Raw genomic sequence first — 20,874 nt, forward strand, 5'->3', positions numbered from 1 at the left:
GCTCTCGTAGTACGGGACCCAGTGTTCCCAGCTGCGCGGGGTGAGCCAGAGGCCGTGGATGAGGACGATGGTGCTCACTTGACGTATCCCTTCAGGGATGATACTACGAGACGTAGTAAATACTACCGGGCGTCGTAGAAGAGTCGGCAAGGGGGTCCGAACTCCAGCACGTCGCGGCCGAGTTGGTCCTTGTGCCTCGGTGATGCCGTGCGGGGCATCCGGGTAGACGATCAACTGCGAGCCCTTGACCTGGGTCGTCAATCGTTGGCTGTGCGCGACACGGTGCCGGGCGGGGGCCCGCCGAGAGGATGTAGCACCGGATTAGTCAGCCGCCTAGGGTTCCGCCTATCCGCGTCGGAAGCCCTGACCGGCGTGGTACGACTGCGCTGAACAGTGGTGCGAGGCGGACGGAAACGGGCGGAAGATGACGGTCGGTGGCTTGCGGGGTCTGCTCCGTGGCCGCGAGGGGGATCTCCTTCTCGACCTGGTTTATGTCTTCGCGCTCACCCGGATCTCGGAGCGGCTGATCGTGGACTTCACCGCGCAGCGGCGGGTCGTTCTGCCAGAACTCGGTCAGACGGCGTTGTTGCTGCTAGCCCTCTGGTTGACCTGGGTCCGCGCGGCGATCGTGCACAGCGCCTTCGATCCGCGAAAATGGGCGATCCGGCTCGTGCTCGTCTTCGTCATGTTCGGCACCATGATCATGGCGGTTACGCTGCCCTTTGCGTTCGGCGATCGAGGCGTGGTCTTCGCGGTCACCTACGTCGCCATCCAACTCGGCAAGCCCGTCGTCCTCCTGCTCGGCCGGTACGACCGTGAACGGCACACCCCAGCGCGGGCACTCTGCTGGGCAGCGGTATCCGCCGCACCCTGGATCGCCGGGGCGGTTCTCTTCCCGCAGAGTCCCGCGCGCGGGGTCCTGTGGACGCTGGCGTTGGCGCTGGACTACACGGGGCTCGTCCTCGGCTGGCCCGTTCCGGGACTTGGCCGCACCCGTATAGACGACTGGAAGGTCGCCGGCGAGCACATCGCCGAGCGTTATCAGCAGTTCATCGTCATCGCGCTCGGCGAAACGATCCTGCTCACAGGATTGACGTTCGCCCAGCAGTTCACCCCCGACCGGGTGGTGCCGAGCGTCGTGTCCTTCGCCACCACGATGCTGATGTGGCGAATCTACTTCCACCGCGCTGGGGCGCTTTTGCCCGCCGCCATGGATGCCATCCCCAGCCCAGCCCGCCTCGGTCGGTCTGCGTTCCACACCCACCTGATCATCGTGACCGGCATCCTCACCACCGGCGTCGGCCACGCACTGGTCATCCACCATCCGGGCGTACACGAGGAAGCGCTGTGGCTCGCGGTCATCCTGGGTGGGCCCGCGCTGTTCCTGGCCGGGCGGTCCCGCCTCGAGTACGACGTGTTCGCCCGGGTGTCCGCGTCCCGGGTCATCGGACTTCTCGCGCTTGCCGCTCTGGCACCGGTGATGGTCCGCCTGCCGCCGCTGATCGCCACCAGCACCGCAGCCACCGTGCTGGCCGGGATCGCGGCGTGGGACACGATACGAGAGCGAAAGCACCCAGGTGAGGCACCCTCGCCGCCCGGGTCAACCCGACAGCAACGCTGACAGACAGCAACCGAGGCAGGCGATTCCGGATCGCATCCGACACTGGCTCCCACCACGACCGCGGTCACGATCGTCGGACCGCGACCCCTCGTTTGTAAGTCGCGGCGGCTGGGTCCGGCAGCCTATTCGACGACGAAGATGCCCACGCCGGGCGGCGTATCGGTCATCCCCTTGATCCGTAGGACCTGCATAGCGCGGTCGATGATCGGCCCCGTTACGCCGTAGTGCTCGATCAACTCTCGCCGGCTGGGGAGTACGCCGACGACGTGGGCGGTGCGGACGGCTGGAAGAAGGTGGCCGACCAGTACCTCCAGTCCGATGCGCTTGACGTGGAGAACCTCCACCACTGCTTCCACCTGTTCTACTCCCAGTACCAGCACTTCAACCCGGACCTGCTGTGACCGCGCCCGACAGCGGCCCGCTTCGTTGGCTGCATACCGACTCCGACCTGCGCGTCTTCCTGACCTGGTGCGCCAGGACCGGTCGGTCGCCGCGTCAGCGACGGCCGCGCGGGTGCTTTCCTAAACCGTGTGTCGGTCCAGCTGGTTCTCGCGCACCCGGAACAGCGTCTGGCCATCCTCTGCTTCGACCCCATCCGGCTGGGTGGAGATGACTAGGGCACCGTGTTCGTCGTGGCCGGCAATGCTGCATCGCAGGCGAACTGGTGCTGGCAGACGAGTGTCGGCATTTAGCTGACCGCCGGTGAAGACGGGGACCTTGTCGACGAAGAACCACGACTTCCCGTCAGCGTCGACCAGGCGGACGCGCACCCAGCCCGGGAAGTCCTGGCTGACCCACGCGACCACCTCGCAGCGGAGAAGGTCTTCTTCGTGAGCCACGGGCCGATTTTGTCCGCTTGCCTGTGCGATGCCAACGGGCGGTTGAGGACGTCAGCCGAGGCGAGGACGAGATGGAGGCAGCGAGCCTCCCGGGCGAGCGCATTACGGGTGATACTCGCCGCGGGTGCGTGGGAGCCATTGAGGGTGCCGCTCCCGGACGTACGTGGTGAGGGCCTCTCGCATGTCGCACGCGAGGTTCCAGGAGCTGGGTGAGTCTGCGGCCCAGGCGCGTAGCTGGACGGCGACTGATTGCGGTGTTACGTCGACCATCTGTAGTTGCCATTTGTTGTCGCGTTCCCACAGCGGGTTCGCCTCCAGGAGACGTTGCGCCTCGCTCCGCAGCTCGTTCAGTTCGGCGGTGAAATCCAAGTGCAGGGTGACTTCGCTGACCACCCGCGCGTCGTGTCGGGTCAAGTTTTGGAAAGGGCGTTCGGTGAAGTAGGTGGTGGGCAGGGTAAGCCGCCGTTCGTCCCACATCCGCATAACGACGTGGGTGAGACTTACCTCCTCGACCCGGCCCCACTCGTCGTTCACCACGACGACGTCGTCTTCCTGCATGGCGTGGGCGACAACCACCTGGAGCCCGGCGAGGACGTTGCCGAGCGTGTTCCGGGCGGCGAGGCCGACGATGACGCCGAGGGCTGCGGCGGATGTCAGCAGGGACACGCCGAAGGACCGCAGGGCGTCGAAGGTGGTCAGGACCCAGCCGATCGCCAGCACTGCGACGGCCGCCCCGGCCAGCTTGCGGAGCAGCCGGATCTCGTTGCGGGTCCGCCGGACGGCCGGATCCTTACTGTGCTGGGGGAGGTGTAGCAGGGTTCCTGCCTCAGTGACGCGGAGCGCCTTGGCCACCAGCCAAGCGATCAAAAGGACCAAAATCAGGCGCAGCGCGTTGCGGCCGTGGGGCATCCATTCGTGCGGCAGGCCGGTGTATCGCAGGGTGAAGTACAGCGCGGCGAGGGCCAGGATGAGAATTGTCAGGCGGCGGCAGGCACGGTAGGTCGGCATCAACAACGACCGGTAGGGCTCCTTCGCCGCCTTGTTGATGGCTACGGCAATGAGCCAGCCCACGAACCAGCCCGCGGCGACGGCTCCCACCACGACCATCGCCGTGCGCACGAACGCCAACGGGGCCAGCAGCAAAGCCGGCACCGCAACGGACGGCGCGTGCCATGCGTCGCCGGACAGCTTCCTCCGCCCTGGGATACCCACAGAAGGGAGTACCCAGGGCGACAACGACTAACCGACGTGGATGCGAGGGCGAAGGATGTCCGGGTCCAGCACGATTTCGCCGTTCTGGGCATCCAGGCTGAGCATCCGCATCACCCGATCGCCGGCGCGGTAAGGGCCCGGCCCGGATCGAATGATCCTGGGCCGGGCCGGATTCGTCCGCGAGTCAGTCGAACGCGGCGGCGAACATGCCGGGCTGGTAGGAACCCCCCTGCTGGTGCACGATCACGGCGAGCCGGTTGGCTGCGTTGATCAGGGCGACCAGGGAGACCAGTGCGGCGATCTGGTCGTCGTCGTAGTGCTTGCGCACCTGGGCCCAGGTTTCGTCGGACACGCCCTGGTGGGCGTCGGCGAGTCGGGTGCCCTCTTCGGCGAGTGCCAGCGCGGCCTGCTCGGCCTCGGTGAAGACGGTCGACTCGCGCCAGGCGGCGACCAGGTTGAGCCGGACCGAGGTCTCACCGGCGGCTGCGGCCTCCTTGGTGTGCATGTCGATGCACCAACCGCAGCCGTTGATCTGGCTGGCGCGCAGCGACACCAACTCCTGCGTGGACTTCGGCAGCGGCGACTGCTGGATCACCATGCCGGCGTTGGCGAACCGCTTGAAGAACTTCATGGCGATCTCGTTGTCGAACATGTTGAATCGGGCGTCCATGATTCCGTCCTCTCTCGTGCTGTTCTGCTGAACGAACACGAGATGCCGGCGATCAGGTTCCTGTGACAGCGCGGTCAGGTGACGCCCGCCACAACCGGGCGCATCGGTGACGCGCCGGTGTCACATAACGGCGGGGTCCGGCATCTGGTGGGTGACACAGTCGAGACGGAACAGGAGTCACCGATGGTGGGCACGTCGCAGACCGAAGCTGATGATCGTGGCAGGGGCAGCAGCCCCGACGACCGCCCGGATCCGGCGACCGAGGCATTCCTCGCCCACCGCAACCTGCTGTTCACCGTCGCCTACGAGATGCTCGGCTCGGCCGCCGACGCGGAGGACGTCCTGCAGGAAACCTGGTTGCGGTGGGCGGGTGTCGATCTCGGCACGGTGCGCGAACAGCGTGCCTACCTGGTCCGGATCACTACCCGCCAGGCACTCGCCCGGCTGCGTACGCTCGGCCGCCGCAAGGAGTCCTACGTCGGCCCCTGGCTGCCCGAGCCGCTGCTCACCGCGCCCGACGTGGCCGAGGACGTCGCGTTGGCCGACAGCGTCTCGATGGCGATGCTGCTGGTGCTGGAGACACTCACGCCGACCGAGCGGGCGGTGTTCGTGCTGCGCGAGGTGTTCGACGTCGACTACGACGAGATCGCCGAAGCCGTCGACAAGAGCCCGGCCGCGGTCCGCCAGATCGCGCACCGGGCACGGGCACACGTCGCGGCGCGCCGGCCGCGCCACGTCGTTTCAGCGGCCGAGACCCGCTACGCGCTCGATGCGTTTCAGCGGGCGGTCGAAACGGGCGATCTGCAGAGCCTGCTCGACATCCTCGCACCGGATGTCGTCCTCCTCGGCGACGGTGGCGGAGTCAAGCAGGCCGTCCCGCGGCCAATCGTGGGGGCCGACAAGGTCGCCCGCCTGCTGGCTGGCGGGTGGGGCAGGGTCGCCGACATCTCGTCGCTGCGTCCGGCACAGGTCAATGGTTACCCGGCGCTGGTTGTCCGGCTCGACGGCGAGATCGACACGGTCTTGGCCGTGCGCATCGACGACGGCCTCATCACCGGGCTCTACGCCGTGCGCAATCCCGAAAAGCTGTCGCACATGGTTCGGGAGACCGTCCTGAGCCGCTGAGTCCGGAGCGGCTCGGGACAAAAGGTACGTAACCTGGCGCGAGACCCCCGGGTGTCGCTTGCCCTGGAGGGCGGCATCGCTCCGGTCGCCGCCGAGGGCACCCGCGTCCTGATCCAGGTCCCCGTCGCACGTTGGCTTCTCGCCGGACGAGCACAGTAACGGCACGAGCCGCCTAACTGAAGCCGGTCAGTCGAAGGAGGGCGGTCCGGATCACGAAAAGTGGCCAGATCCAGAAGAGGAGGTGTTGACGCGGCTCTGCTGCGGGCTTGTCATACACGTCCCGGTACTTCCGACACCGGTACCCCAACCATCGGACGTGCTCGTTCGTCTTGTTGATAGGGCGGCAGGGACCCGATACGAACGACGCGGAGGAAGGGGGCGGGGTGACGAGTTGGGAAGGCGTGCTCACCGGGCTGGTGCAGCAGCGGGGCACTGCGCTCAAGCGGTACGGCTACCTCCTGTGCGGTGACAGCAGCGAGGCCGAGGACCTGGTTCAGGAGGCCCTCGTTCGCACGTTCAGCTCGGCCCGACGCACCGAGGTGGGCCAGGTCGAGGGGTACGTCCGCACCGTCATGCTGCGCTTGTACCTCGACCGGGCGCGGCGGCGGAACCTCTGGCGGCGGATCCAGCCGCTCGCGGCGCCGGAGCCGCAGCCGGATCAGCAGGCGCACGCGGACCTGCGGGGAGATCTCGGCCGCGCGCTGCGGGAGTTGTCCACCCGGCAGCGGGCGTCCGTGGTCCTGTACTACTACCTCGACCTTCCGGTGAAGGAGTGCGCCGACCTGCTCGACCTCAAGCCCGGAGCCGTGAAGCGGTACCTGTACGAGGCCCGCTCGCGGCTCGCCGAACGGCTCGGGCCTCCCGAGCCTGCCCGGGAGGAGCACTGATGCAGCCTGATGAGCCACAGCTGCGCGACGGTCTGGAGGTGGTGGCGGCGCAAGCCGGGCCGCTCCGCCTCGACGCGACACCTGTCGTACGGCGGGTCCGCCGCCGTCGCCGTCGCCGGGCGCTGGTCGGCGCCACCGCCGGGACCGCGATCGCGGTGCTGGCCGTTACCGCGGTCGTGGGGAGTCTCGGCGGCACCCCCCGACCGGAGCGGGCGGCTGGGGGAGATGCGTCGGTCGATCCGTCGACGGCGGTCACGTCCCCGGTCGCCTCGCCAGTGCCCGACTCCCCGGTTTTCATGTGCGGCCGCCGGCTCGACCTGTCCGACTCGGCAAGCACCCGGTCTGTTCTCAGGATGACGGTGGGCACCGCCAGGTACCGCAGCGAGGACGTCGGGCCCATGCTCGGCGTCACCTTCACCGCCACCGCCGCGACCCAGGTCACCTCCAGTCCGCCGAGTCTGTTCCAGGTGCTGTATCTCCGGGACGGGCTCATCGTCGGCGGCGGCCCGATGTTGAACGATCCGGGGGACATGCAGCCCCAGGGCATCGATGCCGTGGGCTACGCGTTCGAGGTCGGGCCCCGGCGTCCGGCACAGCTCGATCTCGGGGCGCGCGACCGGCTCTGTCCGTCCCTGACCTGGCGCCAGATCTGGTCCGAGCCCGAAGCGTACGAGGTGGTGGTGCTCCAGGGGTCGGTCCAGGGCGGCTCGGGACACCTGTCGATCGGCATCCCGGCCCTGTCCGGCCCGCTGCTGACCGGCCGGGCCCGGTTGTCCCGGTGAGCAGTGCGCGGTGCCGACAGGGCACCGCGCACCAGCCCCGGCCGATCAGCTCACGGCGCGAGGGTCATCCCGAAGTTGGAGAAGATGTACGGCGCCTCGGTCCACCGGAGCATCGTGCCGCCGGCGTAGCTGTTCACGCCGCGGGCCTGGCGGACGTTCCCGCTCAGCAGAGCGAAGACGAGGCCACCACTGTCGCCTGGTTGGGCCGCAGTGGTGCCGTTGACCTGGTGCGCCTCGACCCCGCGGTGGACCACCCCGTTGCTGCCGGTCCAGGTCACGTTCCCGTTGTTGACCCTGAGGCCGCAGACGATCCCCGAAGTGTAGCCGTCCTGGCAGGTCAGGTCGCCGTTGTACGAAAATGCGGAAAGTGTCACGTCGAGGACCTGGTATGGACCGGGGCGCTTGCCGTCCCACTCCCGGCTGGCCGTCGTGCCGGTGCTGCTGGTGTCGATGGCGATGGCGTCGTCGAGGTTGTCCCGCCGCGCCACCGTCCCGATCCTGTTGCGGCCACCGCTCTCCCAGCCGGTGTACACGGTGGCGCCGTCCCCGTAGCAGTGCGCAGCGGTGATCAGGAAGGATCGGCCGTCGGAGTTGCGACGCGCCGGGAGGCCGGAGGTGCAGGTCCAGACGATCGACGAGGGGTCGCTGGTCTGGGTGAGCGCCTCCCCGGAGATCCACTGAGGTGTGTCGCGCAGCCGCGACTTGTCCGACCCGGCCTCAGCCTGTTCGACGGTGACGGGCACCGAGGTGGCCAGCGACTGCAGCCGCGCCGTTCTGGCGGACAAGCCGTGCCGGGCACGCGCCACGTCCATTGCCCGGACTCGCAAGCTGCTGCCGTCGGCCGGAATCGCCACGCTCTCGATCGTCAGGTCCCTCGAGTTCGGGTCGACCATCAGAGCGTCCCGAGCGGCGTTGAGTTCGGCGAGGGTGTGCGCGCCTTGCGCGAAACGGGCCAGCCGCAGGTCGGCCTTCGAGTCCTGCTTTCGCGCCGCGGCGACGAAATCCCCCTGCCGGCTCAGATCGGTCAGGTAGACGGTGACCTTGCCCGCAGAGGCGTCGATTTCCAGACCGGAGTAGAGACTCGACCAGCCGGCCTTCCCGACCTGGTCCGCCGCCTGGGCCACCGCGCGCAGCGGGTCCAGAATGCGGGCCTGCTCCGCCTGCGGCAATGCGGCGATCTGCTCATACGTCAGACCGCTCGGCTCAGCGTGCGCCAACCCGCCGTCGGTCAGCGACACGGCCGTCGCCATCAGCAGCACGGTGGCGAACGTACGGATTCTTGCCATCCTTGCCCTCCTCGTATTGACGAATATCGAGGAAGGTAAGGCGGAGGGTGACGTCTCCGTTGCCCCGGAGTAACCAACTGTCCAGTTGCCGACAGGAGAACCGGGGTCGGCGGGTGTCGTTTCGCGGCTGGGCCGGCCTCAGTCCACGCTGGGGAGCTTGGGGCCGAGGACGTCGTCGGCGTCCACGATGGTGTACGCGTACCCCTGCTCGGCGAGGAAGCGCTGCCGGTGTGCGGCGTACTCGGTGTCGATGGTGTCCCGGGAGACGACGGTGTAGAAGTGCGCCTGCCGGCCGTCGGACTTCGGCCGGAGCACCCGCCCCAACCGCTGCGCCTCCTCCTGACGCGACCCGAACGTGCCGGAGACCTGGATCGCCACCGCCGCCTCGGGCAGGTCGATGGAGAAGTTGCCGACCTTCGAGATGACCAGGGTGCGGACCTCGCCGGAGCGGAATGCGTCAAAAAGCCGCTCCCGCTCCTTGTTGGTGGTGGAGCCCTGCACGATCGGCGCGTCCAGGTATTCGCCGAGCTGGTGCAGTTGGTCGATGTACCCGCCGATCACGAGTACCTGCTCGTCCGGGTGCCGGTCGACGAGGGCCTTCACCACCGGCAGCTTGGTGCGGGCGGTCGCCGCCATCCGGTAGCGCTCCTCGGCCTCCGCGGTCGCGTACGCCATCCGCTCGGCGTCGGTCAGGGTGACCCGTACCTCGGTGCAGTCGGCCGGCGCGATCCAGCCCTGCGACTCGATGTCCTTCCACGGCGCGTCGTACCGCTTGGGGCCGATCAGGCTGAACACGTCGCCCTCGCGGCCGTCCTCGCGGACCAGGGTGGCGGTCAGCCCGAGCCGGCGGCGGGCCTGGAGGTCCGCGGTGAACCGGAAGATCGGCGCGGGCAGCAGGTGGACCTCGTCGTAGATGACCAGGCCCCAGTCGCGGGCCCCGAACAGGTCCAGGTGGGTGAACGCGCCGCCGCGCCGCGAGGTGAGCACCTGGTACGTGGCGATGGTGACCGGGCGGATCTCCTTGCGCTCACCCGAGTACTCGCCGATCTCCTCCTCGGTCAGCGAGGTGCGGGCGATCAGCTCCCGCTTCCACTGCCGGCCGGCGACCGTGTTGGTGACCAGGATCAGCGTGGTCGCCTTCGCCTCGGCCATCGCCGCCGCCCCGACCAGCGTCTTACCGGCGCCGCAGGGCAGCACCACCACGCCGGACCCGCCGGCCCAGAACGCCTCCACGGCCTCCCGCTGGTACGACCGCAGCGTCCACGGCTTGCGGCCGTCCTTGCCGGACTCGGCCAGCTCGATCGGGTGCGCCTCGCCGTCGACGTACCCGGCCAGGTCCTCGGCGGGCCAGCCGAGCTTCAGCAGCGCCTGCTTGAGCCGGCCCCGCTCGGACGGGTGCACCTGGATGGTGTCGTCGTCGACCTTGTTGCCGAGCATGCCGGCGAGCTTCTTGCTCTTGGCGACCTCGACCAGCACCACCCGGTCCAGGGCGCGCAGCACCAGGCCGTGCACGGGGTCGTTGGCGAGCTGGAGCCGGCCGTACCGGTCCATGGTCTCGGCCACGTCGACCAGCAGCGCGTGCGGCACCGGGTAACGGGAGTATTTGATCAGGGCGTCGACCACGCCCTCGGCGTCGTGGCCGGCGGCCCGGGCGTTCCACAGGCCGAGCGGGGTGAGCCGGTAGGTGTGCACGTGCTCCGGCGAGCGTTCCAGCTCGGCGAAGGGCGCGATGGCCATCCGACAGGCCTGCGCGTCGGGATGGTCGACCTCCAGCAGCAGGGTCTTGTCCGACTGCACGATCAGTGGTCCACCGCTCACGCCAGCGTCCTCTCCCTATGCCGGATTCGTCGCCCGCATGCCGGCTGACCTGCCGGAGGCGGACCATCCAGTGTTGCACGCGCGGAGGTGTCCGAAAAATGTCACGCCGGACAGGCAACGGGACGTGGATCTCATACGTCTAGGAAGGAGGACAACTGTCCAGGGGGAGGACCCATGAAGCGTGTCCGATTCGCCGCCCGGGTCGTCACCCTGGCAGCGGTCGTACTGGTCGGCGTCGGTGCGTGCGCGCTCGGTCCGCAGGACGAGGGATCCGGGGCGGCCGCCCCGGATCCCGTCGGCCTGACGGAACAGGTATCGGGGGCGAGCGCAACGCCCACGCCCGACCAGCGGACGGCGACCCCGTCCACGCCGCCGAGCCGGACGGCCACCCCGACGCCCAACCGGTCGACGGCGCCGAAACCGAAGCCGAGCAAGCCCGCCGGCTGCCCCCAGGGCGAGCACCAGCGGGCCGTCGAGACGTACCTGGCCCGGCTGGGCGGGTTCGGCAAGGTGACCGTGGACGGGAAGCAGTCCGCCGCCGACTGCACCGCGATCAAGAAGTTCCAGCGCCGCTACGGGATCAGCCCCGCCGCCGGTCGCGCCGGCACCACCACGTACGACGTGGCGAAGCGGCTGGCCAACACCGACGTGCACCGCTGCCGGACCGGCTCCGGCCTCACCTTCTGCGTCGACCTGACCCACCAGACCGTCTGGGCCATGCGCGGCGGCAAGGTCGTGATGGGTCCGACGGTCACCCGCACCGGCATGGCCGGGTTCGCGACCCCGTCCGGCACCTACCACGTGGGCGGGCGGAACCTGAAGGAGTGGTCCAACCCGTACGAGGTGTGGCTGCCCTACTGGCAGCAGTTCAACGGCGGGATCGGCTTCCACGAGACCACCACCTACCTGCACAACGGGTCGATCGGCTCGCACGGCTGCGTCAATCTGCTGCACCGCGACGCGGTACGCCTCTGGGAGCTGGGTTCGATCGGCACCCGGGTGTCCGTTTTCGGTCGCCGCCCCGGCACCTGAACCCGCCCGGATCAGGGATTTATCCCCTGGTCCGCCTGACCCGTTCGGTGCCACGCTGGAAGTCGGTTCCGGACGGCGCGGGAGGGGCTGCCATGACGGTCGACCAGGACGTGCTCCCCGAGGAGGACCGGGCCGCCGGACACGATGTGTCCACCGCGGCCCTGGTCGGGTACGCGGCCGCCGCCGTCGGCCTGCTCGGCTGGTTCCTGTTCGGACTGCTGGTGCAGCGGCAGGGCTTCGTCGACTCGTTCGGCGAGTCGGCCGGCGCGGGCTTCGCGCTGCTGCTGGCCGTGTCGGTGGTCGGCGCGTTCCGCCACAACGGAGGGTGACCGCTTAGTCCTCCAGCACCGCCGCCGTGATCCGGTGCAGTGCGAAGGTGTGCAGCATCTCCGTGCGCTCGTCCTCGGCGCGCAGGTAGCCCGCCCCGATCGACACCGGCCGGACCAGCCGGGAGGCGGTCGCCCCGTGCGCGTCGACGTAGCCCACCCAGACCAGCGCCTTGTCCCGGACCGCCTGCTGGAGCACCGCGAGGGCGTCGCTGTGGGTGTGTGCCGGCACCGGACCGGTACGCGCCGCGCTGCCGCGGACCACCGCCGGGGCCCGCCGGGCCGCCCGCGCCGCCGCCTCGCCGCGCCGGATCTGCTCCACCACGCCGAGCAGGCGGGGCAGCGGCAGCCGGGGCGCCGCCAGGGGGTCCAGGTTGCGGGCGGCGGCCGGCACCCGGACCGGCGCCCGCCGGGTCTTCGGCCGGGAGAGCACCGCGGAGCCGCTGGCGTCCTCCGGCACCGGTGCATACCCGGCGTCGCGCAGCGCGGTCAGCATCCGCTGCACCTGATACGGGGTGACGAGCACCGTCGGAGCCAGCCGGCGGAACGCCAGCGCCTCCAGCCGCTTGTCGGCCTGCACCTCGGTGAGCAGCGCCTCGTCGTCGCTGCGCACGTACCCGCCGGCCGAGCCGACCCGCAGCCCGCCGTGCTTGCGGGCCACGTCGTCCACCAGGTACGTCAACCCCTGCGGCACCGGCGTGCGGGACCGGCGGCGGAACAGGGTGTGCAGGTCGTCGGCCGAGTAGCCGGCGTCCAGGGCCCGCCGGACGCTGGCCGGGGTGACCCGATGCACGCTCGCCCCGCCGGCCGACTCGTGCTCGGCCACCACGTCCAGTTCGGCGGCGAGCGCCGGGTCGGGCGGCCCGGGCACCACCACGGTCAGGTCGGCCTGCACAAGGAAGTGGTCGACCGGGGCGGGCAGCAGCGCGTCCAGTGCCCGTGCGGCGGTGGACGGCTCGCCCGACTCGGCCTCGGCGCGCAGCCCCAGCGGGTCGTCCGGCCGCTCGTCGGCCTCGGTCAGCTCGCCGAGCAGCAGCCGCCCGTACGAGGTGAGCGCGCCGAGCCCGGTCACCCCGAGCTGGGCCGCCTCGGCCAGCACCTCCCGGTGCGCGGCCTCCCGCCCCCGGGCCCGCCGGGGCGCCCGCCAGTCCAGCAGCTCCAGCACCTCGTCGGTGGTCGGGGCGGTCGCCGGCGGCAGGTCGGCCAGCACGGCGAGCACCGAGCGCCGGGCCCCGGGCGCGCCGGCCCGTTCCGCCTCGGCGGAGAGCACCGTGATCGGCCGGTCCCGGTCGTCGCGCTGCCCGACCAGGCCCGCCTGGCGGGTCATGGTCAGCCAGGCCCGGGCCAGCTGCTCCCAGCGCTGAGCGAGCGAGGCGGCCCGCCACACCTCGTACCCGCCGGTGGGCAGGATCTGCTGGTCACCGCCGGCGCGGGTGGTGACGGCGCCGGTCAGCTCCAGCTCGCCGACCAGCCCGGCCGCGTACGCCACCTCGAAGAGCAGGGCGGTGGTGGCGTCCTCCAGCCCGAGGCCCCGGGCCAGCCGACGCAGGTCCCGCACGCCGACGCCGCCGGAGCGCAGCACCGGGGCCGGCTCGGCGGCCAGGCTCTCCAGCAGCGCCTCGGTGTGCCGGACCACCTCCATGGTCTGCCCGGCCCCGGCGGAGTCCGCGGACTTCGCCTCGCGGGCCGGGCTCGTCACCTCCGGCGGGCTGGTGCGCAGCGGGCCCAGCGGACCGCTGTCCCGGCGCAGCAGCAGCGCCACCTCGCGGGGGAGTTCGACGGTGCCCGCGGCGCCCTTGCCGCCGGACACCCGGACGAGCAGCCGGTGCTCGACCAGCCAGCGGATCGGGGAGCCGGTGGGTGCCCCGCCGTTGACCAGGTCCGGCGGGAGGACGTCCTCGGCGCCGGTGGCGGGGGCCTCCAGCGCGCCCGGGGCCACGGTGCCGACCGGCGGGCCGGCGGCGAGCCGGTCCAGGATCGCCCGGGCGGAGGGCGGCGCGGCCAGCAGCGTCCGCCGCAGCTTCGCCGGGTCCGCGCAGAGGGCCGCCGTCCGCGGGTCCAGGTCCGCCGCCGGCCGGCCCAGGCCCGCCGGGTACGGGGCCACCTCGTCGACGCCGCCCACCACGCGTAGGTCGTGCTCCGGGCCGTACAGCAGGAAGAGCGCGCGGAGCCGGTCCAACCTGCTGCGGACGGCGGTGGGCGCGGGCGGGTGCGGGCCGGCGGTGGCCATCGCCAGGATGGCGTCGGTGGAGGTGCCGCCGCCCTCCGGGTCCCGGGTGAGCCGGGCGGCGTCCAGGATCTGGAGGGTGAACTGGTCCAGCCCGTCGAGCGCCCGGGCCACGGAGACCCGCGACTGGGCGCGGATGGCGAGGGCGGAGATGTCGGCCGGCACCGGTACGACGAGGTCCGGCCGCAGCTGGAGGAGGGCGGCGAGGGACTCGTCGGGAAGGGTCCGCAGGTGGTCGGCGAGTGAGGTGGTCATCGTCTTTCCACGCTAGCCCGGCGGAGGGCTGTCGCGCCCCTCGGACGTCCGCCTCGGTCCGGCTTGGGCGGGTACGTTCTCCGCATGCCCCCACTGATGGTCGGCTTCGACCTCGACATGACCCTGGTCGACTCGCGCCCCGGCATCGCCGCCGCCTACCGGGCCCTGACCGCGATGACCGGTGTGCACGTGGACGCCGAGCTGGCGGTCTCCCGGCTCGGGCCGCCGTTGCGCACCGAGATCGCGCACTGGTTCCCGCCGGAGCGGGTGGAGGAGGCGGTCGTCGCGTACCGCGAGCTCTACCCGGCGTACGCGATCACTCCGACGCTGCCGATGCCCGGCGCGCCGGACGCGATCGACGCGGTGCACGCCCGCGGCGGCCGGGTCATGGTGGTGACCTCCAAGATCGGCCGGCTGGCCAAGCTGCACCTGGACCACCTCGGGTTGGCCGTCGACGAGCTGGCCGGCGACCTCTTCGCCGAGCAGAAGGCGACCGCGCTGCGGGAGCACGGCGCCACCCTCTACGTGGGCGACCACGTGGCCGACATGACCGCGGCGAAAACGGCGGGAATCGCGGGTGTGGGAGTGGCGACCGGACCCTGTTCCCGGGACGAACTGCGGGTGGCCGGTGCCCATCTGGTGCTGGACGATCTCACCGAATTCCCGGGGGCGCTGGACCGGATCATCCAGCTAGCCTTGAAGGGGTAGTTGTCTCGAGCGAAGCAGGGGTTTCAGGTGCCGACGGGTCGAGTGAAGTGGTATGACGCGGCCAAGGGATACGGGTTCGTCACCAGTGACGAGGGTGGCGACGTGTTCCTGCCGAAGGGCGCGCTACCGGCGGGTGTCACCGACCTGAAGGGCGGCCAGCGGGTCGATTTCAGCGTGGTCGACAGCCGCCGGGGCGCCCAGGCGATGGGGGTCAAGCTGCTGGAGGCGCCGCCGTCCGTGGCGGAGCTGCGCCGGCGGCCGGCCGAGGAGCTGCACGGCCTGGTCGAGGACATGATCAAGGTGCTGGAGGCGAAGGTCCAGCCGGACCTGCGCCGGGGTCGCTTCCCGGACCGGAAGACCGCGCAGAAGATCGCTCAGCTGGTCCACGCGGTGGCGCGCGAGCTGGAGGTCTGAGGGACGAGCCCGGCGTCGGCGGCCCGGCCCAGCAGCGCCTCGACGGCGGCGAAGCCGGCCTCTCCCAGGTCGGCGGTGAACTCGTTGACGTAGAGGCCGATGTGCTGGTCCACCACGTCGGGCTCCATCTCCTGCGCGTGGGAGAGGACGTACTCGCGGCTGGCCTCCGGGTCGGCCCAGGCCTGGCGTACCGACTCGCGGATCCAGGCGGCGGCCTCGACCGGGTCGACCGCGCCCTTGCGGGCGAGGATCGCGCCGAGCGGGATCGGCAGGCCGGTGTCGCCCTCCCACCACTCGCCGAGGTCGACCAGGGCGGTCAGCCCGTGCCGCGGGTAGGTGAAGCGCGCCTCGTGGATCACCAGCCCGGCGTCGTACCGGCCGGCGGCGACGCCCGGCATGATCTCGTGGAACGGCACCACCTCGATCCGCGCCGGCGGCCGCTCGGCCGACCAGAGCCGGAAGAGCAGGTACGCCGTGGTCCGCTCGCCCGGCACCGCCACGGTCGCGCCCGACAGGTCGGTCCGGTCCCCCCGGGTCAGCACCAGCGGCCCGCATCCCCGGCCCAGGGCACCGCCACAGGGCAGCAGGTGGTAGTCGTCGAGCAGCCAGGGCAGCGCCGCGTAGCTCACCTTCACCAGGTCGAACGCCCCGCGCTCGGCGGCGGTGTTGGTGACGTCCACGTCGGCGTAGGTCACCTCCACCGGCGGGGCACCCGGCACCCGGCCGTGCACCAGGGCGTCGAAGACGAAGGTGTCGTTGGGGCAGGGGGAGATCGCCAGGGAGAGCGCCACGCCCCCACCGTAACGCCGCCCTCCCGACCACCCGCACCCCGTCCCCGCCCACCCGCCGCTGTGCCGCCACCGGGCCCCCCGCCGGACCTGCCGCTGTGCCGCCAGCGGGGCCCCCTGCCGGCCCTGCCGCTGTGCCGCCGCCGGCCCCCTGCCGGCCCCACCGTTGCGCGGTGCTCGCTGGACCGCCAAGGCTCGCGCTGTTCGCCGGGCCAGGCAGGCCTCGCGGCTGCGGCCGAGGGATCGCTCCCGACCTCCTTTCGAGCTGATGTCGCGAACGACTCAACGGCGGGATCCGGAGCGACTGGGCGCCCGGGCCCGTCGGCGCGAACCCCAGCTTGCGGGCCGTGTGGGCCGCGAATCGAGGCCGGCCGCCGGCATTCCGACAGCACCGGCGATATCACCAACGACTCAGCTCCAAAGCGTCTCGCTATCCACATGCCGTCCGGCCGGGGAGCGGATGTCCACAGGGTTATCCACAGGCTGATGGTCCCTGTTGAAACGGTGGCGGTGGGGCCGGGAACATTCCGGCTGTGGCTGAGCCGACCCCTTCGACGGATCACCGGGAAGACCTGGGCGACGTGCTCCGCCGGCTGCGGCGGCGAGCCGACCTCAACCAGCGGGAGCTCGCCGCCCGAGCAGGCGTGCCGCAGGCCGCCGTCGCGCGGATCGAGTCCGGCCGGGCCACCGATCCGCGCTACCGGACGGTGGAGCGGCTGATCCGGGCGGCGGGCGGGGAGCTGCGGTTCGGCGCCGAGGCGGCCGACGAACCAGGTCACCTGCCGGCACCCGTGCCGCATGACGGGTTCCGGGACCAGGCCGGGCGTCGCTATCCGGCGCACCTCGACGTGTGGGAGGTCCGCGAGCCGAAGGACTGGCCCGGCGCGTGGTGGGCGGAGTGGTACAACCTGCCGCCGGAGCGGTGGCCGCTGCCGTTGCCGCCGGCCACGTACGAGCTGAACCGGGAGTACCGAAACCGGCGGCGTCGCTCGGAGTGGGTGCGCGGCGCGGTGGCGGTGCGGCGGGTGACCGGCCCGGCGCTGCCATTGACGTCCTGGCGGTTCGTGGCGGAACTGCCGGGCGGGGAGCTGGTGGGCGAGCTCCGGGCGCACGAGCGGAGTCCCCACCTCCACTGGGGCGGCGAGGAGCACCCGGGGGAGCGGGAGGTCGTGGTCGACGGGGTGCTGGTCGCCGCCGACCACCGCCGGCCGGGCATCGGCCGCCGCCTGGTCCAGGCCCTCGTCGGCGAGTTCACCCGCGCCGGCATCCGGGTCGCCCGGGCGCTGGCCGACGAGCCGGGCGTCAGCTTCCTGCTCGCCTGCGGTTTCCGGCTGGAGGCGGGCCGACCCGCCGCCCTTCGGCTGGACCGGCCGGCCGGCGCAGGGCGGCCGGTCAGCGCAGGGCGGCCGCTGCCGCGGTGAGCGCGGCGAACGCGTCCCGCATCCGCCAGGCGCCCCGGTCCCGGGGCCCGATCGGGTTGGACACCGTCCGCAGCTCGGCGAAGGGCAGGCCGGCCTGTGCGGCGGCGACGCCGACGCCGTACCCCTCCATGGCCTCGGCCACCGCGTCGGGGTGGCGGGCGGCGAGGGCCGCGGTGCTCGCGGCGGTGCCGGTCACCGTGCTGATCGTGAGCACCGCGCCGGCCACCGCCTCCGGCAGCGCCGCACGCAGGTCGCCCAGGAGTTGCGAGTCGACGGTCACGACGCTTCCCACGCCCAGCAGCTCCGCCGGCATGCCCAGCTCCTCGATCGGCAGGAAGCCCGCCGGCGACTCGGCGCCCAGGTCCGCGGCCACGCTGCGGGTCGCCAGCACCGTGCCGCCGACCGCCACCCGACCGACGAAGCCGCCGGCGATGCCCGCGCTGACCACCGCCCGGTACGGCCGCCCGGCCGCCTCGGCCAGCGCCAGCAGGCGGGCGGTGGCGGCCCCGGCGACGGCGGGGCCCACCCCGACCGGGGCGACGGTCACCGTCGGGTCGGTGAGACCCGCCCGGACCGCCTCCGCCTCGGCGGGTACGGCGGTCACCACCAGCAGTCCGGTCACGCGAGCGGTCCCCGGGGTTCCCGCCGGTTCTCCTCCTCGGCCCCGCCCGGGCCGCCGACGGCCGAGGAGGGGCGGTAGATGTGGAACCCGGGTGGCGTCAGCCCGTCGCCGTCGACCCGGGTGGGGGTGCCGTTCCGCGAGGGGGCCGGCGAGGTGGGCGCGGCATCGCCGAACTCGTCCACCAGCTCCTCGTCGCCGAGCGGCCGCCCCAGCAGGTGCTCGCTGCGCAACCGGGTGGCCACCAGCACGCCGCGCGCGGCCACCAGCGACGCCACGCCGGCGACCACCGCGACCCCGAGCCGGCCGGTGAAGGGGACGAGCCCGAGCCCGCCGCCGGCCACGAAGGCGAGCACCAGCGCCGTCTCCGAGTGGGCGAACGAGCTGGCCCGCAGCCGCTCCGGGATCCGCTCCTGGATCGACGCGTCGACCGCGAGCTTGGAGATCCCGCTGATCAGCGAGGTGACCAGACAGAGCAGCGCCACCATCGGCAGGGAGAACTTCAACGCGGCCAGCACCGCCACCCCGGCCACGATGATCATTCCGCTGGACTGGATCGCGGTCGGCCGGTGGATCCGCAGCCGGGTGCCGATCGCGGTGGCCAGGAAGGTGCCCACCGCCAGGGCGCCGCCGACCAGCCCCAGCGCGGCCTGGGCCCCCAAGGTCCGGCCGAAGAAGTCGGTGGTCAGGTCGCCGGCCTTGATCGCGAAGGCCAGGAAGAGCAGCAGGAAGCCGTACAACCCGCGCAGCGCCGCCGCGCCGATCAGCGTGGCGATCACCAGGCGACCGGCGGGACGCCCCCGGCCCAGCGGCCGTTCGCCTTCCCTGCGGCGCAGCGCCCGCAGCGGGCGCGGCACCCGCTCCGGCGGCTCGGAGTCCGCCTTCGGCGGCAGGCGCAGCGCGATCACCATGCCGATCAGGAAGATCAACGAGGCGACCCGGAGCGGCCACTGCGGCCCGAACCAGAACGCGGCCAGCCCGAGCGGGGCGACCAGCCCGCCGGCCACCGTGCCGTAGACGCTGGCGCGGGCGCCGACCTGGGACAGCCCGAGCCCCTCCGGCAGCAGCCGGGGCACCGCCGCCGAGCGGGCCACCCCGTACGCCCGGGAGAGCGCGAGCACGCCGAACGCCGCCGGGTAGAGCCCGAAACCGCCGATGTAGTCGGAGATCAGCCAGGCCAGGAAGGCGCGGCCCAGCATGGTGGTGGCCAGCGCGTACCGGCGGCCGTGCCGGAAGTGGTCCAGCAGCGGACCCACCACCGGGGCGAGCATGGCGAACGGCACCATGGTCACCAGCAGGTAGAGCGCCACCTTGTTCCGGGCCTCGCCCAACGGCACGTCGAAGAAGATCGTCCCGGCCAGGCCGATGGCGATCAGGGTGTCCCCGGCGCAGGAGAGGGCGTGCAGGTCGAACATGCGGACCATGCCGAGCTCGTTGCCGGCGCTGCGGGCCCGGGCCGTTCCGGCCCGTCGGGTCATCCACCGACCGCCTCGCAGCGAGCCGCGGACCAGCAGGCGGGTGGCGCGGATGCCCGTGCCGACGGTCCGCCCGAGGACGGACCGTCCCGAGCGGGAGGACGGCGGCATGTCCCCCATCCTCGCCCATTTGATCCACGCGTGCCCCAGCAGCCGGGGATAACTACTCCGGGGAGTCCCTGTCAGCCGACCCTGGGCATGGGGAACAATGGTCGGGTGACCAGGCCTGCCTCCGCCCGCGCTCCCCGGCTCGACCAGGTCTGCGCCGCCGCCGTCGAGGTGGCCCGCGCGGCCATCACCGAGGTCGAGCCCGACTGCGTCGGCGAGCACCTCCAGGCCGTCGCCGAGGGGGACCGGCTCGTCACCCACTACTTCGAGTGCCGCCTCGGTGGTTACCGCGGCTGGCGCTGGGCCGTCACGGTGACCCGGGTGCCGCGCAGCCGCCACGTCACGATCTGCGAGACGGTCCTGCTGCCCGGCCCCGACGCGCTGCTCGCCCCCGGCTGGGTGCCCTGGCAGGAGCGGCTCAAGCCGGGCGACCTGGGGCCGGGCGACCTGCTGCCCACCCCGCCGGACGACGAGCGCCTCGCCCCGGGCTACCTGCTCTCCGACGACCCGGCGGTCGAGGAGACCGCGTGGGAGCTCGGCCTGGGCCGGCCCCGGGTGCTGTCCCGGGAGGGCCGCTCGGACGCCGCCCAGCGCTGGTACGACGGCGACCACGGCCCCTCGGCGGCGATCTCGGTGGCCGCGCCGGCCGCCGCCCGCTGCGGCACCTGCGGCTTCTACCTGCCGCTCGCCGGGTCGATGCGGCAGGCCTTCGGCGCCTGCGGCAACTTCTACGCGCCGGACGACGGCCGGGTGGTGAGCGCCGACCACGGCTGCGGCGCGCACTCGGAGACGCTGGTCGAGGCGGCCGAGACCCCGGTCGACGAGCTGCCCACGGTCTACGACGACAGCGCGGTCGAGGCGGTGTCGGTGAGCCGGTCCCCGGGCTCGGTGGAGGCGGCCGAGCCGGCGGAGCCGTACGGCCACTCCTGACGGTCGCGCCCGCAGGGGCGGCGGTCAGCTCTGCCGGGCGGCGGCCTGCCGGCGGCGGCGCCGGTTGGCGTCGTGCCGCATCATCACCGCGAGACCGGGAAAGCCCCACAGGAATCCGGCCAGGCAGGTCCAGAGCCAGTTCTGGTGCCCGTGCTCGGTGAGCCAACCGCGGAAGAAGATCAGCAGCACCAGCCCGACCGCCGCCCAGATGATCAGCCCGGCGACGGCGAACGGCACCATCGGCGGGTCGAGCGGCTCGGGCCGCGGCGGTTGCTCCTGGGGCACCGGCACAGCGTACGCGATCGTCCTTCCCTGCCCGCCGGTGATCTGG

General features: G+C 72.0%; 21 protein-coding genes and 1 pseudogene. 11 read left to right on the forward strand and 11 right to left on the reverse strand.

Annotated features, from left to right (window positions below; all coding sequences use genetic code 11):
* The first annotated feature begins 424 nt into the window (after positions 1 to 424).
* Positions 425 to 1,621: a low temperature requirement protein A gene (locus ACFYOS_RS22415; protein WP_387144777.1), complete on the forward strand. Its 1,197-nt coding sequence runs from the start codon at positions 425 to 427 to the stop codon at positions 1,619 to 1,621.
* 122 nt (positions 1,622 to 1,743) lie between these two features.
* On the opposite strand, the pseudogene ACFYOS_RS22420 reads toward ACFYOS_RS22415, so the two are convergent.
* Positions 1,744 to 1,875 (reverse strand): annotated as a pseudogene (locus ACFYOS_RS22420) (GntR family transcriptional regulator); the annotation flags it as partial.
* Between the two features lie 12 nt (positions 1,876 to 1,887).
* On the opposite strand from ACFYOS_RS22420, the gene ACFYOS_RS22425 reads away from it, so the two are divergent.
* Positions 1,888 to 2,022: a hypothetical protein gene (locus ACFYOS_RS22425; protein WP_387145087.1), complete on the forward strand. Its 135-nt coding sequence runs from the start codon at positions 1,888 to 1,890 to the stop codon at positions 2,020 to 2,022.
* A 120-nt stretch (positions 2,023 to 2,142) separates the two neighbouring features.
* On the opposite strand, the gene ACFYOS_RS22430 is transcribed toward ACFYOS_RS22425, so the two are convergent.
* From ACFYOS_RS22430 to ACFYOS_RS22440, 3 genes are all read right to left on the reverse strand, one after another.
* The gene (locus ACFYOS_RS22430) at positions 2,143 to 2,460 is read right to left on the reverse strand and encodes a hypothetical protein (RefSeq protein ID WP_387144780.1); all 318 of its coding nucleotides are present in this window, start codon (positions 2,458 to 2,460) and stop codon (positions 2,143 to 2,145) included.
* A gap of 102 nt (positions 2,461 to 2,562) precedes the next feature.
* Positions 2,563 to 3,603 (reverse strand): mechanosensitive ion channel family protein, encoded by a 1,041-nt coding sequence (locus tag ACFYOS_RS22435; RefSeq protein ID WP_387144783.1) that lies wholly within the window; start codon positions 3,601 to 3,603, stop codon positions 2,563 to 2,565.
* A gap of 253 nt (positions 3,604 to 3,856) precedes the next feature.
* Positions 3,857 to 4,342 carry a carboxymuconolactone decarboxylase family protein gene (locus tag ACFYOS_RS22440; protein WP_387144786.1) on the reverse strand — a complete coding sequence of 162 codons (486 nt, stop codon included), beginning with the start codon at positions 4,340 to 4,342 and terminating at the stop codon, positions 3,857 to 3,859.
* 183 nt (positions 4,343 to 4,525) lie between these two features.
* Between ACFYOS_RS22440 and ACFYOS_RS22445 the strand changes: the two genes are divergently transcribed.
* The 3 genes from ACFYOS_RS22445 to ACFYOS_RS22455 all read left to right on the forward strand — a co-directional run bounded on the left by ACFYOS_RS22445 (position 4,526) and on the right by ACFYOS_RS22455 (position 7,136).
* Entirely contained in the window at positions 4,526 to 5,467 is a 942-nt protein-coding gene (locus ACFYOS_RS22445; protein WP_387144789.1) for an RNA polymerase sigma-70 factor, read from the forward strand.
* A gap of 383 nt (positions 5,468 to 5,850) precedes the next feature.
* Positions 5,851 to 6,354, forward strand: a complete 504-nt coding sequence (locus ACFYOS_RS22450) for a sigma-70 family RNA polymerase sigma factor (RefSeq protein ID WP_387144792.1) — start codon at positions 5,851 to 5,853, stop codon at positions 6,352 to 6,354.
* Positions 6,354 to 7,136, forward strand: a complete 783-nt coding sequence (locus ACFYOS_RS22455) for a hypothetical protein (RefSeq protein ID WP_387144795.1) — start codon at positions 6,354 to 6,356, stop codon at positions 7,134 to 7,136. The genes ACFYOS_RS22450 and ACFYOS_RS22455 overlap by 1 nt, the downstream gene beginning before the upstream one ends.
* Before the next feature lie 50 nt (positions 7,137 to 7,186).
* Here the strand turns inward: ACFYOS_RS22455 and ACFYOS_RS22460 are convergent, their stop codons facing one another.
* Positions 7,187 to 8,422, reverse strand: coding sequence for a hypothetical protein (locus tag ACFYOS_RS22460; protein ID WP_387144798.1), 1,236 nt, complete (start codon positions 8,420 to 8,422; stop codon positions 7,187 to 7,189).
* A 138-nt stretch (positions 8,423 to 8,560) separates the two neighbouring features.
* Positions 8,561 to 10,240, reverse strand: coding sequence for a DNA repair helicase XPB (locus ACFYOS_RS22465; protein WP_387144801.1), 1,680 nt, complete (start codon positions 10,238 to 10,240; stop codon positions 8,561 to 8,563).
* A gap of 174 nt (positions 10,241 to 10,414) precedes the next feature.
* Here ACFYOS_RS22465 and ACFYOS_RS22470 point away from each other — a divergent pair, with 174 nt between their 5' ends.
* Positions 10,415 to 11,272 (forward strand): L,D-transpeptidase family protein, encoded by an 858-nt coding sequence (locus ACFYOS_RS22470; RefSeq protein WP_387144804.1) that lies wholly within the window; start codon positions 10,415 to 10,417, stop codon positions 11,270 to 11,272.
* Positions 11,273 to 11,364: 92 nt separating this feature from the next.
* Positions 11,365 to 11,601: a hypothetical protein gene (locus tag ACFYOS_RS22475; RefSeq protein ID WP_387144807.1), complete on the forward strand. Its 237-nt coding sequence runs from the start codon at positions 11,365 to 11,367 to the stop codon at positions 11,599 to 11,601.
* A 4-nt stretch (positions 11,602 to 11,605) separates the two neighbouring features.
* On the opposite strand, the gene ACFYOS_RS22480 is transcribed toward ACFYOS_RS22475, so the two are convergent.
* The gene (locus ACFYOS_RS22480; RefSeq protein WP_387144810.1) at positions 11,606 to 14,080 is read right to left on the reverse strand and encodes a helicase-associated domain-containing protein; all 2,475 of its coding nucleotides are present in this window, start codon (positions 14,078 to 14,080) and stop codon (positions 11,606 to 11,608) included.
* Between the two features lie 84 nt (positions 14,081 to 14,164).
* Between ACFYOS_RS22480 and ACFYOS_RS22485 the strand changes: the two genes are divergently transcribed.
* Both ACFYOS_RS22485 and ACFYOS_RS22490 read left to right on the forward strand, forming a co-directional pair.
* On the forward strand, positions 14,165 to 14,788 hold the full coding sequence (locus ACFYOS_RS22485) for an HAD family hydrolase (protein WP_387144813.1): 624 nt from the start codon (positions 14,165 to 14,167) through the stop codon (positions 14,786 to 14,788).
* Positions 14,789 to 14,815: 27 nt separating this feature from the next.
* A complete protein-coding gene (locus ACFYOS_RS22490) occupies positions 14,816 to 15,202 on the forward strand; it encodes a cold-shock protein (RefSeq protein ID WP_088997128.1) in 387 nt (128 codons plus the stop codon).
* On the opposite strand, the gene ACFYOS_RS22495 is transcribed toward ACFYOS_RS22490, so the two are convergent.
* A complete protein-coding gene (locus ACFYOS_RS22495) occupies positions 15,163 to 15,993 on the reverse strand; it encodes a 1,4-dihydroxy-6-naphthoate synthase (protein ID WP_387144816.1) in 831 nt (276 codons plus the stop codon). The two genes, ACFYOS_RS22490 and ACFYOS_RS22495, sit on opposite strands and share 40 nt — an antisense overlap.
* A 530-nt stretch (positions 15,994 to 16,523) precedes the next feature.
* Here ACFYOS_RS22495 and ACFYOS_RS22500 point away from each other — a divergent pair.
* The gene (locus tag ACFYOS_RS22500; protein ID WP_387144819.1) at positions 16,524 to 17,411 is read left to right on the forward strand and encodes a GNAT family N-acetyltransferase; all 888 of its coding nucleotides are present in this window, start codon (positions 16,524 to 16,526) and stop codon (positions 17,409 to 17,411) included.
* Here ACFYOS_RS22500 and ACFYOS_RS22505 read toward each other — a convergent pair.
* Positions 17,383 to 18,033 (reverse strand): futalosine hydrolase, encoded by a 651-nt coding sequence (locus ACFYOS_RS22505; RefSeq protein WP_387144822.1) that lies wholly within the window; start codon positions 18,031 to 18,033, stop codon positions 17,383 to 17,385. The genes ACFYOS_RS22500 and ACFYOS_RS22505 overlap by 29 nt on opposite strands.
* A complete protein-coding gene (locus ACFYOS_RS22510) occupies positions 18,030 to 19,616 on the reverse strand; it encodes an MFS transporter (RefSeq protein ID WP_387144825.1) in 1,587 nt (528 codons plus the stop codon). The genes ACFYOS_RS22505 and ACFYOS_RS22510 overlap by 4 nt, the downstream gene beginning before the upstream one ends.
* Before the next feature lie 87 nt (positions 19,617 to 19,703).
* Between ACFYOS_RS22510 and ACFYOS_RS22515 the strand changes: the two genes are divergently transcribed.
* The gene (locus tag ACFYOS_RS22515) at positions 19,704 to 20,543 is read left to right on the forward strand and encodes a DUF3027 domain-containing protein (RefSeq protein WP_387144828.1); all 840 of its coding nucleotides are present in this window, start codon (positions 19,704 to 19,706) and stop codon (positions 20,541 to 20,543) included.
* Between the two features lie 24 nt (positions 20,544 to 20,567).
* On the opposite strand, the gene ACFYOS_RS22520 is transcribed toward ACFYOS_RS22515, so the two are convergent.
* Entirely contained in the window at positions 20,568 to 20,828 is a 261-nt protein-coding gene (locus ACFYOS_RS22520; RefSeq protein ID WP_387144831.1) for a DUF2530 domain-containing protein, read from the reverse strand.
* Positions 20,829 to 20,874: the final 46 nt, after the last annotated feature.

Origin of the sequence: Micromonospora sp. NPDC005806 (assembly GCF_042871425.1) — a bacterium.
Taxonomy (GTDB): domain Bacteria; phylum Actinomycetota; class Actinomycetes; order Mycobacteriales; family Micromonosporaceae; genus Micromonospora.